Source organism: Arthrobacter sp. B0316-1-20, from assembly GCF_059091865.1.
Map to the genome: position 1 here is coordinate 16,786 of NZ_JBNHHC010000002.1, position 13,741 is coordinate 30,526.

Consider the following 13,741-nt stretch of genomic DNA (forward strand, 5'->3'; position numbering starts at 1 on the left):
GTGACAACAGCTCCCGAAAACGAAAGCATGGTTCCATGGAAACTTTTTACCGAATGCTCCGCTCCAGCCCCATCCGCCGCGGCCCCGACCGCTGGGTCGCCGGCATTTGCGCCGGGATCGCTGCGAAGTTCGGCTGGGACGTGACCTGGGTGCGAATCGCCACCCTGCTGATCTTCCTGTTCCCCGGCATCGGCATCGGCACCTACCTGGTGCTCTGGCTCTTGCTGCCGAAATACGATGGCAGCATCGCGCTGGAGAACCTGCTCCGCAAGTTCTGATCCGACCGAGCAATGGCAGGCACGTACCGGGAGCCACCGCGGAAGCGGGGGCTCCCGGTACGTTAAGCGCAGCGCCTTGTGACTGTGGAGAAGTTCCTACGTAGAATCGAGGCGGGCTCAATGGGGTGCTCGCAGACCGGCAAGGCACCGAGAAGGAGTACCCATGAGGATTGGCATCATGACCAGCGGCGGGGATTGTCCCGGCCTGAACGCGGTAATCCGCGGCATTGTACTCAAGGGGATCACCGTTCATGGCCATGAGTTCATCGGCTTCCGCGACGGGTGGCGCGGCGTGGTGGAGGGCGACTACATGGAATTGCCGCGGCACCAGGTGCGGGGTATTTCAAAGCAGGGCGGCACGATCCTGGGCACGTCGCGCACCAACCCCTACGACGGCCCCTATGGCGGCCCGGAGAACATCCAGCGGACGTTGGACAAGCTGGGCGTCGATGCGGTGATCGTGATCGGCGGCGAGGGCACTTTGGCCGGTGCAAAGCGGCTCACCGACGCCGGGCTGAAGATTGTCGGCGTGCCCAAGACCATCGACAACGATCTGGAAGCCACCGACTACACCTTCGGTTTCGACACTGCCGTGCAGATCGCCACGGAGGCGATCGACCGGCTGCGCACCACCGGCGAATCGCACCACCGCTGCATGATCGCAGAGGTCATGGGCCGAAACGTCGGCTGGATCGCGCTGCACGCGGGCATCGCCTCCGGCGCGCATGCCATCCTGATTCCGGAGCAGCGCGTCACCATGGACCAGGTCTCCGAGTGGGTACTGCACGCGCAGAAACGCGGCCGCGCCCCGTTGGTGGTGGTGGCGGAAGGCTGGGTTCCGGACGGCGAGCTCGGCCCGCACGCCGAGCGCGGACTGGACCGGTTCGGCCGGCCCCGGCTGGGCGGCATCGGGGAACGGTTGGCCCCGGAGCTTGAAGCGCGCACCGGCATCGAAACCCGGGCCACTACCCTGGGTCACATCCAGCGCGGCGGGGTTCCCTCCGGCTACGACCGCGTGCTGGCCACCCGTTTGGGCATGGCGGTGGTGGATTCTGTGGTGGAGCAACGCTGGGGCACCATGGTGGCGCTGCAAGGCACGGACATCGCGCACGTGGGTTTCGAGGCCGCACTGAACAACTTAAAAACGGTTCCGCAGCACCGTTACGACGAGGCGAGGGTTCTCTTCGGCTGAGCCTTCAGTAATCTGGCCGGTATGCGATTGGACGCAGGAACAGCCGACATTGTGCTGCTGGCGTGGGCACGTTTGCTGGGATTTGCCGACGACGCCTTCGCCTCCGGCGCGGGCCGGCTGACCAGGATCAACAACGACGCCGGTGCGCTCACCTTCGTGCGCTTGTTCGACAAATCCGCGCTGGTCGGGCCGGAATGGGCGGTTGAAGCGGCCGCCCCCTACTCGGATGACGAGCTGACCGAGTACCAGACGCTGATGCAGCTGAGCCGGGAGCATGGCGGCCACGGACTGGGCAAAGCGGTGTTGTCCTACGCCGATGATCTGCCGGTAGTGCAGCCCGAACGGGAGGTCACCGTGTCTACCGCGGGCAGCGACGTCGCTCGGCTGGAGGGAATGTGCCCGCCGGATGACAACCACGAAGTGGGGTTGGCCGGCATGGACAAGTCCTTCGTGCTACTTGACGGAAGCACGCCGATGGCCGGCGCCGGTTACAAGGAGTGGCAGCAGATCCTGGCCAACGTGAGTGTACTGACGGCGCCCGCCTACCGGCGCCGAGGCGCCGGTGCGCTGATCGCGGCGATCGCCGGCCACGAGGCGCTCTCCTCCGGCCTTATCCCGCAGTGGCGCTCGCACGAAGCGAACGAGGCCTCCCGGGCGCTGGCCGCGAGCCTGGGCTTCTGGGACGCCGGAACACAGACGTCGGTGGTCCTGCCGAAGGGCTAAGACCCGAAGGGCGAAGACTCAGAAAATCAGCGCGGACGCAGCAACTCAGCGCGGACTCAAAAACTCAGCGCGGCGCGCGCAGGAACCCGGTCTGCCGGCCGACCACCTGGCCGGCGTCGGTGGTGACAATAACTTCCTGTGCGGCGTCATAGCTCTCGCCGTCGTCCACCACGGTCAGCTGGGCCTGCGGATCGGCCGAGCGCTTGACCACGGCCAGGGCAATCGGCCCCATTTCGTAGTGCTGCGCCGCGGAGGTGATGGCGCCGACACGCTTGTCGCCGAGCAGCACCTCGCTGCCCGGGGCAGGCAGCGTGTGCTGCGAGCCGTCCAGCTGCAGGAACACCAGCCGGCGCGGCGGACGGCCCAGGTTGTGCACGCGGGCGATGGTTTCCTGGCCCTTGTAGCAGCCCTTGGCCAAGTGCACGGCGGTGCGGAGCAGGTCCAGCTCGTGCGGAATGGTCTTCTCGTCGGTTTCCGCGCCGAACCGCGGGCGCCAGGCCGCGATCCGCAGCGCCTCGGCCGCCCAGACGCCTGCCAGCTGCAGGCCGGCGACGGCGGCTTCGAGTTCGGCGGCCGGCAGCAGATATTCGTACCAGGTCCGTTCCAGGCCGGGGTGCTGGGGTTCATCGATTCCGGTGTAGGCATAGCCGCCGGCGCCGATCTGCGGCCACGGGTCCTGCCAGACGGTCCTTCCGTCGAACGCCGGCACCGGCTTGACCGAGCCGACCACGGCCCAGTCGGCGGAAACATCGGCGACGTCCACGCGCATCATGAACTTCATGGACTCCAGCCATGCGGCCAACGGCGCGGCCTCGAAGGATTCGACGATCAGCCAGGCGCGTTCGCCGTCGTCGACAATGCGGGCATCGTATTCGATCCGGCCCTGTACGGTGAGCAGCAGCGCCTCGCTGGACTGGCCCGGCTGCAGGTTCAGCAACAGTTGTGAGGAGAGGGTGTTCAGCCAGCTCAGCCGGTCCTCGCCGGCCACGGTCACCACGCCGCGGTGGGACAGGTCCACCACTGCTTCACCACGGGCCAGCGCACGCTGTTCGCGCAGTGGGTCGGAATAGTGGGCGGCAACGCCGGCGTCGGGCCCTGAGGCTTCGACGGCGCCGTGCTGCAGGAGCAGGGGGCTGCGGTAGGTCATACTGGCATCAACTCCTGACGGCGGTGCCAAATTCCCGAGGGGCCGCGCCGCGGACGGTGCTGCCCGGCAGAGGAGGCGCGGCGTGCCGTCCCGACTGGTTTAGGGGCGCTTGGTGAGGATCGCCGAGGCGTGCGGGGCCAGCTCGTTGCCCTTGGCTGCGGCCACGTCCCAGCGCCAGTACAGGTCATTGTTGACCAGGCCGAAGATCCGGGTGGCCGCGCTGTAATCCTTGGACTGCGAACCGCGCATCACCATGTCCGTGCTCAGCTGCACGCGCGGGCCCTTGATCTGCCCGTAGTACAGCTCGGAGATGCCGCCGGGATGCACGATGGTGGCCGTAATGTCGAAGCCGCCGTCGGCGTTGCGCAGCTCTTCGACCTCGTCCGCTGACTTCAACGCCGGCACAATCTCCGCCGGGACCAAGCCCGGACCGACGTCGGCGTCGTTGAGTTTGCGGTCCAGCGCCCAGAAGCCGGTTTCCACCGACAACGGCCGCAACCGGTTGCCGTCCTCATCGGTAAGCCAGCTTTCGGCCGTGTACTGCAGGTAGGGCAGGCCGTTTTGCGAGAACGTGGCCTTCTGGACGAAGTGTTCGTCCTCTTCCTCGCCCGCCCCCAACCGGCCAGCGCCTTCCCAGGTGCCGAGCAGCCATGACAGCGGCACCAGTTCCGGGGTCAGCTCCGTGGGGAGTTCAATCGGCATGATGAAGCGACGGGCCGCTTATTTCTGGCCCTTGAACAGGCGGACAACCACCAGCGAGGCGACAGCCGCGATGGACAGGCCGGCGAGGACCAGCAGGGAAAGGAAGGCGATTTCAAGACCGAGATACGACATGGCTCCATAGTAACGGCCCGGGCGGAAGGATGCCTGCTTGCGACGTAACCACCCGCTGTGACCTCGATCAAACCCGCGCGCATCTCACGGCACCGGCGCGGCATGTTCCCGGGTCACGGCCGGATCAGCGCAGCAGCATCCGTTCCAGGAAATAGACCAGCGAACCGGCGGACATGACCGGTGCCGCGCCGGCCGCCAGCATCGCCGGCAGCCGGGTGGGGCCGCCGTCGGCCAGGATCAGCCGCCTGAAGCAGACCAGGATGATGCCGACGACGGCGCCCACCACCGCTGCGGGAACCATCGGCACGCTGGAGAACATCGGGGCGGCCAGCGTACCGGCCAGCGTGGCCAGCACCACGCCCAGCGGCGCCACAATGCGGTCCGGCCAGGGCAGCAGGCAGGCGCCGATGGCCAGCAGCATGCTGATGCCCGTCACCAGCATCATGCCGGTGTTGGCGGTATTGGCCGCCAGCCGTTCGGCAGCCACCCAGCCGGCGCCCAGCGAGGTCAGCACCAGACCGGTGCTTGTGCCGAAGGTGGATTCGAGCCGGTGCGGCTGCCCGGTGCCGCGGATCAACTGGATCAGGAAAACGGCCATCACGCCGAGGGCAATCACCACCGCCATCCACAGCAGCGGCATGCCGGCGGGCGCCACAGTGGCGAGCACCGCCGTCGCAATTCCTGCCAAGGAGATGACCACGGCCAAGGTCTTCTTGGCCGGCACATCCAGCAGCACCGGCCAGCCGAAGCCGATCACCACAGCGGAAACACACACCACGGCAGTCAGCACGGGAAGGGACAGGTAGGAGGCACCGATGACAGCGCACAGTACGGCGGCCGCGGCTACGGCGACGATCCACGTTTTCACGCTAGTCATACTGCCCTATGACGCAGGGGCGGTGCGAGAACCCGCGCCTCCACGGGCTGCGGGCGCTATACTTGTGCCACCGTCCGGCAGGATTCGCCTGCTTGTAAGGACCTTCCGGGCCCAGCCCGATGGTGTGCGCCGCAACCCCCTTGGAGGAACCATGCCGCACATTCTGCTGTTGACCAACAGCCACGGCTCGTCGGTTGGCGTGCTGCCGGCCCTGGAGCTGCTGAACCACAAGGTCCACATTCTGCCGGCCGAACCCACGGCGCTGCTGGAAACCGACCCGGCCGACGTGGTCATGGTAGACGCCCGCAAGGACCTGGTCGGCGCGCGCTCGCTCACCCAGCTGCTGAAGGCCACCGGACTGGGCGCACCGCTGGTGCTGGTGCTCACCGAGGGCGGGATGGCCGCCGTTAGCGCCAATTGGCTGGCCGACGACGTGGTCCTGGACACCGCAGGTCCGGCCGAAGTGGAGGCGCGGCTGCGTCTGGTGATCGCCCGGGCGCACGCCGACGATGAGCAAACCAGCACGGAAATCCATGCCTCCGGGGTGGTGGTCGACGAGGCCAGCTATACGGCGCGTGTGGGCGGGCAGCCGCTGAACCTGACCTATAAGGAATTCGAACTGCTCAAGTACCTGGCCCAGCATCCCGGCCGGGTCTTCACCCGCGACCAGCTGCTGCATGAGGTCTGGGGATACGACTACTACGGCGGCACCCGCACGGTCGACGTGCACGTGCGGCGGCTGCGGGCCAAGCTGGGCTCCGACCACGAGCAGTTGATCGGCACCGTCCGCAACGTCGGCTACCGCTTTACCCTGGTGCGCGGCGCGGAAGAAGCACCCGCCGACGTCACCGGCTGACCCGGCTTGGTGCGCTTTCGTCATGCGGCGGGCCACGCTTCTCCGCCGTCGCTGCCTGCTCGGATAGTCTGTGCTCATGACTGCATCGGATTCCGACCTGTGGCCCGTGCTGACCATCAAGGGCGCCCCTGACACCGAGACCCTCGCGGACATCAAGGCGCTGGCCGCCGCCGCCGAAGAATCCGACGGGAACCCGCCGCTCTCCGAGCAGACCTGGGTGAACCTGCGCACCGCGGACTCCGCCGACCTGTTGGTGCTGGCCACCTACGCCGGCGAAGAGCGCTCCGATCCCGCCACCGCGAGCGCGCTGGCGGGCGTCGCCGTCGTCAGCCTGGCCACCGTTGCCGGCGCCGAGAGCATCCTGGAACTGGTGGTGCACCCGTCCTACCGCTGCAAGGGTGTGGGCCTGCGGTTGGCCGAAGCCGTGCAGCAGCACACCGAACTGCCCGATGTGAGGGCCTGGTCGCACGGCGGACACGAGGCAGCGGGACGGCTGGCCGCCCGCTTCGGCTTCGCGCCGGTGCGCGAGCTGTGGCGGATGCGGCTGACCCATCCTGCGGGAATGCCCGACGCCGAGCTGCCGGCCGGCGTCGTCATCCGCGCCTTCGTGCCCGGCCAGGATGAGGAAGCATGGCTTGCCGCGAACGCCGCCGCCTTCGCCGACCACCCGGAACAAGGTGCCATGACCCTCTCCGATTTGCGGGCCCGGATGGCCGAGGACTGGTTCGATCCGGCAGGATTCCTGCTGGCCGTGCGCCAGGACGGCGGCGAGTTGCTTGGTTTCCACTGGACCAAAGTCCATCCGCGGACCGGCAGCCACCCGTCCATCGGCGAGGTCTACGTCGTCGGGGTGACGCCGCAGGCGCAGGGCACCGGGCTGGGCAAGGCGCTGACCATCGCCGGCATCAAGCACCTGCAGGACGCCGGCGAACAGGCGATCATGCTTTACGTGGACGCGGACAACGAGCCCGCGGTGGGGCTGTACCGCAAGCTCGGCTTCACCCGCTGGGATGTGGACGTGATGTATGCGGCACAGGCTCAGGCTGGCGCCGAATAGTCGCTAATCTTAGAGGTACCCGGGCGCCTCTGTGGGAGGCAGCCCGGCCCGCCGACGTAAGCAGGAGAGAGCATGGTCACCGAACCTGAAGCCGCAGCCATTCCCCGCTTAGGGTCTTCCGAGATGGTGCCTGCCCGCGCCACCCAGGACCGCATCGACATTCCGGAGTTCGCCCCCTCGCTGGCACCCGACGGGGACTTCACCTTGGAACGGTTCCTGGACCGGGAAATCAGCTGGCTGGACTTCAATGCACGCGTCCTCGAGTTGGCCGAGGACGAGGACCTCTACCTGCTGGAGCGGTTGAACTTCCTGTCCATCTTTGCGTCCAACCTGGACGAGTTCTTTATGGTCCGGGTGGCCGGCCTGAAGCGCCGGATCGCCACCGGCCTGGCCGTGCCTTCCGCCGCCGGGCTCTCCCCCATCGAGCAACTGGAACAGATCAAGATCGCGGGGCACAAGCTGCAGCATCGGCACGCCCGGATCTTTGCCGAGCAGATCCGCCCGGCATTGGCCTACGAGCACATCCACATTGTGCGCTGGGATGAGCTGGACGAAGCGGCCCGCACCGAGCTGTCCGTCATGTTCCGGGAGCGGGTGTTCCCGATCCTGACCCCGCTGGCGGTGGATCCGGCCCATCCGTTCCCCTACATCTCCGGGCTCTCACTCAACCTGGCCGTGATCGTGCGCAACCCGGTGAGCGAGAAGGAACTCTTCGCCCGGCTCAAGGTCCCGGACCAGCTGCCGCGGCTGATCTCGGTCGACGGCCCCCGCGCCGGCTCGGTGCCCGGCCGCACCGCGCGGTTCATCCCGCTGGAAGACGTCATCGCCCAGCACCTGGATTTGCTCTTCCAGGGCATGGAAGTGCTGGAGCATCACACGTTCCGGGTCACCCGCAACGAGGACTTGGAAGTTGAAGAGGACGACGCCGAGAACCTGCTCCAGGCGCTGGAAAAGGAACTGCTGCGCCGCCGCTTCGGACCGCCCGTGCGGCTGGAAGTGGCCACGGACATCAACCCGAGCGTGCGTGAACTGCTGGTGCGCGAACTCGGCGTCGAGGAATCCGAAGTGTACGCGCTGCCGGCGCCGCTGGACCTCCGCGGGCTGGAGGCCATCTACGGGATTGACCGGCCGGACATGAAGTACCCCAAGCAGCTGGCCCACACCAGCCGCCACCTGAACGAGAGCGAAACCTCCAAGGCCGCGGACGTGTTCGCTGCCATGCGCCGGCGCGACATCCTGCTGCACCATCCCTACGACTCGTTCTCCACCTCGGTGCAGGCCTTCCTGGAGCAGGCAGCGGCAGACCCCAAGGTGCAGGCGATCAAGCAGACGCTGTACCGGACCTCCGGCGATTCGCCGATCGTGGATGCGTTGATCGACGCCGCCGAGGCCGGCAAGCAGGTGCTGGCCTTGGTGGAGATCAAGGCCAGGTTCGACGAGCAGGCCAACATCGACTGGGCCCGGAAGCTGGAACAGGCCGGCGTCCACGTGGTCTACGGCATCGTGGGCCTGAAGACCCACTGCAAACTGTCGCTGGTGGTGCGCCAGGAGGGCGACGGGCTGCGGCGCTACTGCCACATCGGCACCGGCAACTACCATCCGCGCACCGCCCGGTACTACGAGGATCTGGGCCTGCTGACGGCCAATTACCAAGTGGGCGAAGACCTCTCCAAGCTGTTCAACCAGCTTTCCGGCTACGCGCCGAAGTCCACCTTCAAGCGGCTGCTGGTGGCACCGCGGTCGGTGCGGTCGGGGCTGATCGACCGGATCGAAAAAGAAATCGCCAACAGCAAGGCCGGTCTGGCCGCCCGCGTGGCGATCAAGGTGAATTCAATGGTGGACGAGGCCATCATCGATTCGCTCTACCGTGCCTCGCAGGCCGGCGTGAAGGTGGACGTGATTGTCCGCGGCATTTGCGCCGTCCGCCCGGGAGTGCCGGGGCTCAGCGAGAACATCCGCGTCCGCTCCGTGCTGGGCAGGTTCTTGGAGCACTCCCGGGTGTTCGGTTTCGCCAACGGCGGCGACCCGGTGGTCTACATCGGCTCTGCGGACATGATGCACCGCAACCTGGACCGCCGGGTGGAGGCCTTGGTGCAGCTGAACTCGCGCGAGGACATTTACGATCTGCTGGCCCTGTTGGACCGGTACATGGACCCCGGCACCGCCAGCTGGCACCTGGACAGCGACGGCGACTGGACCCGCCACCACAAGGACGACGACGGCAACCCGCTCTCGGATATCCAGTCCTGGCTGCTCGCCTCCAGATCCCGCCAGCGCACCCTGACCCGCCGCTGATGACGCAGAACAAAACCGACGACGCCGGTGCTCCCCCGGGCGTCAAAGTCACCGCTGCGGGGGCTCTGTGTTGGCGCGTCCGCCAGGGTCGGCTTGAAGTGCTGCTGATCCACCGGCCACGCTACGACGACTGGTCCTGGCCTAAGGGCAAATTGGACAGCGGCGAAACCACTCCCGAGTGCGCCGTCCGCGAGGTCGACGAGGAAATAGGCGTCCAGATCCGGCTGGGCATTCCGTTGCCCACCATCTACTACCGGGTGAACACCGGGCTCAAGCAGGTGCTGTACTGGGCGGCCAAGCTGGAAAAGCAGGAACCGGTTCCCGACGGCAACGAAGTGGACCGCGTGCTCTGGTGCCAGCCGGCCAAGGCGCGCGAACTGCTGACCAACCCCTCCGACGTCGAACCGCTGGACGCGCTCGAGGCCGCACACCGGCGGGGCGAGCTCGACACCTACCCGTTCGTCGTCGTCCGCCATGCCAAGGCCAAACCGCGCTCAGCGTGGTCCCAGGCCGAGGGCGAGCGTCCGCTGGTGGCCACCGGTCGGCGGCAGGCACTGGCAGTCTGCCGGATGCTGTCCGCCTGGAAACCCAAACGAATTGTTTCCAGCCCCTGGCTGCGCTGCGTGCAGACCGTCACCCCGTATGTGTTGCACACCCAAACCAAGCTGCGGACCGTCGAGGCCATCACCGAACACAACAATGAGCGGAACCCGAAGAAGGCCCGGGCCGCGCTGTTCCAGTTGCTGGAGAAGGGCAAGCCGACCGCCGTCTGCACGCACCGGCCCGTGCTGCCGAACCTGTTCAAAGTACTGGCCGACCGGATGGACCCGCTGCTCGCCGCGAAACTGCCCACCGAGGACCCCTACCTGCGGCCGGGTTCAGTGCTGGTCTGCCACATCTCCAGAAAGCAGCATGGAAAGATTGTTGCGATGGAGATCCTCGACGCCTACGACGACTAGCCGCACCTGATCGGCGCTGGTGCTGCCGGGCAACCATGACCCCTTGACCCCTGTGGGGTTGTATCAAATACTTGATACATTGATACACCGCGAGGGGGAACGTGGACTCGGTGACCAGCACTCTGACCGGCCTGCTGATCGGGGCGGTCATCATCTATGCGGTCTTGCGACTCATCGCGGCGCGGAACGACGCCCGGGATCCAGCCGCGGCCTCTGATGCGCCAGCCACCTCGCTTGGTTCCGATGCTTCGGCACTGAGTACGGCCCGGATGCACGCGTTCTGGACCGCCCTCATCGCATTCTTCGCGAGCGGCCTGTCCGCGGCGTCCGACGTAGGCCTTGTCCCCGCGTACTACTACGCCCCGGGCCGCGAACCGGAACCGTCCTGGCTGGCCGGACTGCTGATCCTGCTGGTTCCGCTGGTAAGCCTGGCCGGGATCTACATCATTGGCCAGTACACCTGGCCAAGACCCCGGGGCAGCGTGCGCCGTGCCGACATCGCCATCAGGCGCATTCGCGATTACATCCCGCGGTCGCTGCTGGTGGTGATGGCCACGGCAGCGGTGCTAGCCGTGACCGCGGCGACGGCCATCTGGGAGCTCCCGGGGATTGACGGATTCAGCGGCACGCAAACCTTTGACGGCGTTGAAGTATCCGGCGAACACAACGGACGCCAGCCCGGCAGCTACTTCGCACCAATCCTGCTGATCGGCATCCTGACGCTCGCGGCCGGCGTCGCCGCAGCGACGGCAATCATCGTGCGCAGGCGCTCCGTGGAAGCGCTCAACCGCCAGGACAACGACACCTTGCGCCGCATCCTGATCAACCGACTGTTCCGTACCGCCACCCTGCTCTTCGCTTCGCTCGGGACCATGGCGGTCAGCTTCGCCAATCAACAGTCGCCGGGCCTCATCCTCGACGGCCCCGCACCGGCCACCGGCTGGGAACCGGTCCAGCAGCTTGCAGGCTGGCTTACCGTCGCCCTGATGATCACCATGGCCCTGTGGCGCCCTCCCCTGCTGATCTCCGACGGCCGCATGCCCCCGGACGGCACCGCCCAGCCGATGATCTACCGCGGCAGCTATGCCGCCGGGCAGGAGATTACGGAGTCGGCGCGGACCGCTGGTCTTATCGTCACTGTGCTGGCCTTCATCCCGCTGTCTGCCCTCACGGCTTTCGACTCAGCCACCACCCCGCTGTTCATGCCCTTGGCCGTCGCCATACCAACGGCCATATTCCTCGCCGCCATTGCCTCCGGCGAGATACACCTCTGGCGGGACCACACCGGCCCCCGTTTTCAGTCTTCCCCTGCCCCGTCCATCGCCCGGCCCCGCGGTTGGCTACCGTCCGGCACACCTGCAGTCCAACTGGTTCCGCGGCCGCTCTTGGCCGCTGTGGCCGCCGGCAGCGTGCTGTTGGCCGCCACCATCGGCTTAAATCTGGCCGCCCCCGGCCGCCAGCCGGATCTGCTTTCTGCCTTCGCTGTGGCCGGTGCCGCCCTGCTCTTGCTCGGCGCGGGCGTCGTTGCGCTGGTACACCGCCGGCCTTCCTTGTCCGAGGCGACTCCAGACGCCGACGACCTGCTCCGCCGCGTTTCCGCCTTCCGCCTTGCGCGGATGACCGCCGCCGGCCTGTTTGCCCTGACTGCCCAACTGTTATTGGCGCACCCCGCGGCCTGGGGCTGGTTCCTGAATGGCAGCATCTCGCTGTCCCTATACCAGCTTCCCCCCGGCCTGCACACCGCGCTTCGCATCACCACGGCCGTGCTCTACGCGGCGGCGATCGTGCTGGCGCTTCTCCCGGGACCATCGCGGCCGCGCCGGTCCGTGGCCGCCCAAATCGGCCACCCTGTCCCGCGCCCTTCCAGAGACTCTGACGGCGCTCCAGCCAGCCTCGACCAGCACCACGACCAGTCCACGGTCCGCCGGGACCGCACGCCATGAGCACCCAAATCCAGGTGGACCTGACGGCACCGACGCCCCCGTACGAGCAGATCCGCGGCCAGATCGCCTCGCTCATAGCAGTCGGCACGTTGGCGGCCGGGCAGCGTCTGCCCCCGGTGCGCAGTCTGGCCGCAGACCTGGGTGTGGCCGCAGGTACCGTGGCCCGGGCGTACAAGGAGCTCGAGTCCGCGGGCCTGCTCATCAGCCGGCGTCGCCATGGCACTACGGTGGCCGATACGGCAGCCGCCACGCAAAAAGCCGCAACCCGCTCCACCGAGGTGGGCCTCGCCGTCGTACATTTGGTGCACGCCGCCCGGGACGCGGGACTGGATGATGAGACGGTGCTGAACCTGGTCCGCGGCCAGCTGCAGCGCGAGAAGCCACCGGCACCGGCCCCGGCACCGGCACCGGCACCGGACCACCCTGAGGTGCCGCACCAGCCATGAGCCGCCTCGACCCGACGCACCGGACCAGCCCTGAGGTGCCCCGGCCGGACGCGCCGCAAGGCTTCATGCCCGCCGGCGGCCGCCGAAGCACCCCTCAACTACACTGGACGCTGTGAACGCCATTCCCACCCCGTATGAAGACTTGCTGCGCGACGTGATGGCCAACGGCACGGCCAAATCGGACCGCACCGGCACCGGCACGCGCAGCGTCTTCGGCCGCCAGATCCGCTATGACCTGGCCCAGGGCTTCCCGCTGATCACCACCAAGCGCGTGCATTTCAAGTCCGTGGCGCTGGAGCTGCTCTGGTTCCTGCGCGGCGACTCCAACGCAAAATGGCTACAGGAACGCGGCGTCAAGATCTGGAACGAATGGGCCGACGCCGACGGCGAGCTCGGCCCGGTCTACGGAGTGCAGTGGCGCTCCTGGCCCACGCCCGACGGCGGGCATATCGACCAGATCGCCAACCTGGTGGAAGACCTGAAGAACAATCCCGACTCGCGCCGGCACATCGTCTCGGCATGGAACGTGGCGGAGATCAAAAACATGGCGCTGCCGCCGTGCCACGCGTTCTTCCAGTTCTACGTGGCGGACGGCAAGCTCTCCTGCCAGCTGTACCAGCGCAGCGCGGACATGTTCCTGGGCGTGCCGTTCAACATCGCCTCCTACGCACTGCTCACCCTGATGCTGGCGCAGCAGGTGGGCCTGGAGCCAGGTGAATTCATCTGGACCGGCGGCGACGTGCACGTCTACGACGATCATGTGGACCAGGTCCGCGAGCAGCTTTCGCGCGAACCCTACCCGTACCCCACGCTCAACATCCTGCGAAAGCCGGAGAGCATTTTCGACTACTCGCTGGAGGACTTCGACGTGGCGAACTATCAGCATCACCCGGCCATCAAGGCGCCGGTGGCCGTATGAGCGCCGACGACATCCCTGGTTTCGCTGACGCGGGCGCCGTTGACGCGGGCGCCGTTGACGCAGGCGCCGTTGATGCAGGCGCAGCCAACGCCGGCTCCTCCGGCGCGACCTACGCCGTCGACGGCCCGCGTCCCTATCCGGACAGCGTCGCCGAGGCAGTGTCCGCCGCAGCCGTCACCGGCGGCGGGCAGCCGCAGCGGCTGGCAGCCCCGGTG

13 protein-coding genes are annotated in these 13,741 nt (G+C 67.3%); 10 read left to right on the forward strand and 3 right to left on the reverse strand.

What is annotated here, in order from left to right:
• Positions 1-35: 35 nt before the first annotated feature.
• The 3 genes from AC5RW2_RS03060 (at position 36) to AC5RW2_RS03070 (ending at position 2,193) form a co-directional block, all read left to right on the forward strand.
• A complete protein-coding gene (locus tag AC5RW2_RS03060) occupies positions 36-278 on the forward strand; it encodes a PspC domain-containing protein (protein WP_493963141.1) in 243 nt (80 codons plus the stop codon).
• 163 nt (positions 279-441) lie between these two features.
• Entirely contained in the window at positions 442-1,470 is a 1,029-nt protein-coding gene (locus AC5RW2_RS03065) for a 6-phosphofructokinase (protein ID WP_493963142.1), read from the forward strand.
• A gap of 21 nt (positions 1,471-1,491) precedes the next feature.
• Positions 1,492-2,193, forward strand: a complete 702-nt coding sequence (locus AC5RW2_RS03070; protein WP_493949435.1) for a GNAT family N-acetyltransferase — start codon at positions 1,492-1,494, stop codon at positions 2,191-2,193.
• 64 nt (positions 2,194-2,257) lie between these two features.
• On the opposite strand, the gene ygfZ is transcribed toward AC5RW2_RS03070, so the two are convergent.
• The 3 genes from ygfZ to AC5RW2_RS03085 all read right to left on the reverse strand — a co-directional run bounded on the left by ygfZ (position 2,258) and on the right by AC5RW2_RS03085 (position 5,042).
• Positions 2,258-3,340: a CAF17-like 4Fe-4S cluster assembly/insertion protein YgfZ gene (ygfZ, locus tag AC5RW2_RS03075; protein ID WP_493963143.1), complete on the reverse strand. Its 1,083-nt coding sequence runs from the start codon at positions 3,338-3,340 to the stop codon at positions 2,258-2,260.
• A 99-nt stretch (positions 3,341-3,439) separates the two neighbouring features.
• Entirely contained in the window at positions 3,440-4,042 is a 603-nt protein-coding gene (locus AC5RW2_RS03080; RefSeq protein ID WP_493949433.1) for a nitrobindin family protein, read from the reverse strand.
• Positions 4,043-4,298: 256 nt separating this feature from the next.
• On the reverse strand, positions 4,299-5,042 hold the full coding sequence (locus tag AC5RW2_RS03085; protein ID WP_494073689.1) for a hypothetical protein: 744 nt from the start codon (positions 5,040-5,042) through the stop codon (positions 4,299-4,301).
• A gap of 160 nt (positions 5,043-5,202) precedes the next feature.
• Here AC5RW2_RS03085 and AC5RW2_RS03090 point away from each other — a divergent pair, with 160 nt between their 5' ends.
• The 7 genes from AC5RW2_RS03090 (at position 5,203) to AC5RW2_RS03120 (ending at position 13,526) form a co-directional block, all read left to right on the forward strand.
• Complete coding sequence (locus AC5RW2_RS03090) at positions 5,203-5,907, forward strand: winged helix-turn-helix transcriptional regulator (protein ID WP_493963145.1); 705 nt, start codon at positions 5,203-5,205, stop codon at positions 5,905-5,907.
• Positions 5,908-5,983: 76 nt separating this feature from the next.
• Positions 5,984-6,964 (forward strand): mycothiol synthase, encoded by a 981-nt coding sequence (gene mshD, locus AC5RW2_RS03095; RefSeq protein WP_493963146.1) that lies wholly within the window; start codon positions 5,984-5,986, stop codon positions 6,962-6,964.
• A gap of 72 nt (positions 6,965-7,036) precedes the next feature.
• Positions 7,037-9,259, forward strand: coding sequence for an RNA degradosome polyphosphate kinase (locus AC5RW2_RS03100; RefSeq protein ID WP_493949429.1), 2,223 nt, complete (start codon positions 7,037-7,039; stop codon positions 9,257-9,259).
• The gene (locus AC5RW2_RS03105) at positions 9,259-10,218 is read left to right on the forward strand and encodes an NUDIX hydrolase (protein WP_493949428.1); all 960 of its coding nucleotides are present in this window, start codon (positions 9,259-9,261) and stop codon (positions 10,216-10,218) included. Before AC5RW2_RS03100 ends, AC5RW2_RS03105 begins: the two co-directional genes overlap by 1 nt.
• A 110-nt stretch (positions 10,219-10,328) precedes the next feature.
• Positions 10,329-12,161, forward strand: a complete 1,833-nt coding sequence (locus AC5RW2_RS03110; RefSeq protein WP_493949427.1) for a hypothetical protein — start codon at positions 10,329-10,331, stop codon at positions 12,159-12,161.
• Positions 12,158-12,607 (forward strand): GntR family transcriptional regulator, encoded by a 450-nt coding sequence (locus tag AC5RW2_RS03115; RefSeq protein WP_493963147.1) that lies wholly within the window; start codon positions 12,158-12,160, stop codon positions 12,605-12,607. The genes AC5RW2_RS03110 and AC5RW2_RS03115 overlap by 4 nt, the downstream gene beginning before the upstream one ends.
• A 157-nt stretch (positions 12,608-12,764) precedes the next feature.
• Positions 12,765-13,526: a thymidylate synthase gene (locus tag AC5RW2_RS03120; RefSeq protein ID WP_241915276.1), complete on the forward strand. Its 762-nt coding sequence runs from the start codon at positions 12,765-12,767 to the stop codon at positions 13,524-13,526.
• Positions 13,527-13,741: the final 215 nt, after the last annotated feature.

Bases quoted from the DNA above. Each gene is read 5' to 3' on its own strand.
- AC5RW2_RS03060 (WP_493963141.1), top strand. From the start codon at position 36: ATGGAAACTTTTTACCGAATGCTCCGCTCCAGCCCCATCCGCCGCGGC.
- AC5RW2_RS03065 (WP_493963142.1), top strand. From the start codon at position 442: ATGAGGATTGGCATCATGACCAGCGGCGGGGATTGTCCCGGCCTGAAC.
- AC5RW2_RS03070 (WP_493949435.1), top strand. From the start codon at position 1,492: ATGCGATTGGACGCAGGAACAGCCGACATTGTGCTGCTGGCGTGGGCA.
- ygfZ (WP_493963143.1), bottom strand. From the start codon at position 3,340: ATGACCTACCGCAGCCCCCTGCTCCTGCAGCACGGCGCCGTCGAAGCC.
- AC5RW2_RS03080 (WP_493949433.1), bottom strand. From the start codon at position 4,042: ATGCCGATTGAACTCCCCACGGAGCTGACCCCGGAACTGGTGCCGCTG.
- AC5RW2_RS03090 (WP_493963145.1), top strand. From the start codon at position 5,203: ATGCCGCACATTCTGCTGTTGACCAACAGCCACGGCTCGTCGGTTGGC.
- mshD (WP_493963146.1), top strand. From the start codon at position 5,984: ATGACTGCATCGGATTCCGACCTGTGGCCCGTGCTGACCATCAAGGGC.
- AC5RW2_RS03100 (WP_493949429.1), top strand. From the start codon at position 7,037: ATGGTCACCGAACCTGAAGCCGCAGCCATTCCCCGCTTAGGGTCTTCC.
- AC5RW2_RS03105 (WP_493949428.1), top strand. From the start codon at position 9,259: ATGACGCAGAACAAAACCGACGACGCCGGTGCTCCCCCGGGCGTCAAA.
- AC5RW2_RS03115 (WP_493963147.1), top strand. From the start codon at position 12,158: ATGAGCACCCAAATCCAGGTGGACCTGACGGCACCGACGCCCCCGTAC.
- AC5RW2_RS03120 (WP_241915276.1), top strand. From the start codon at position 12,765: ATGGCCAACGGCACGGCCAAATCGGACCGCACCGGCACCGGCACGCGC.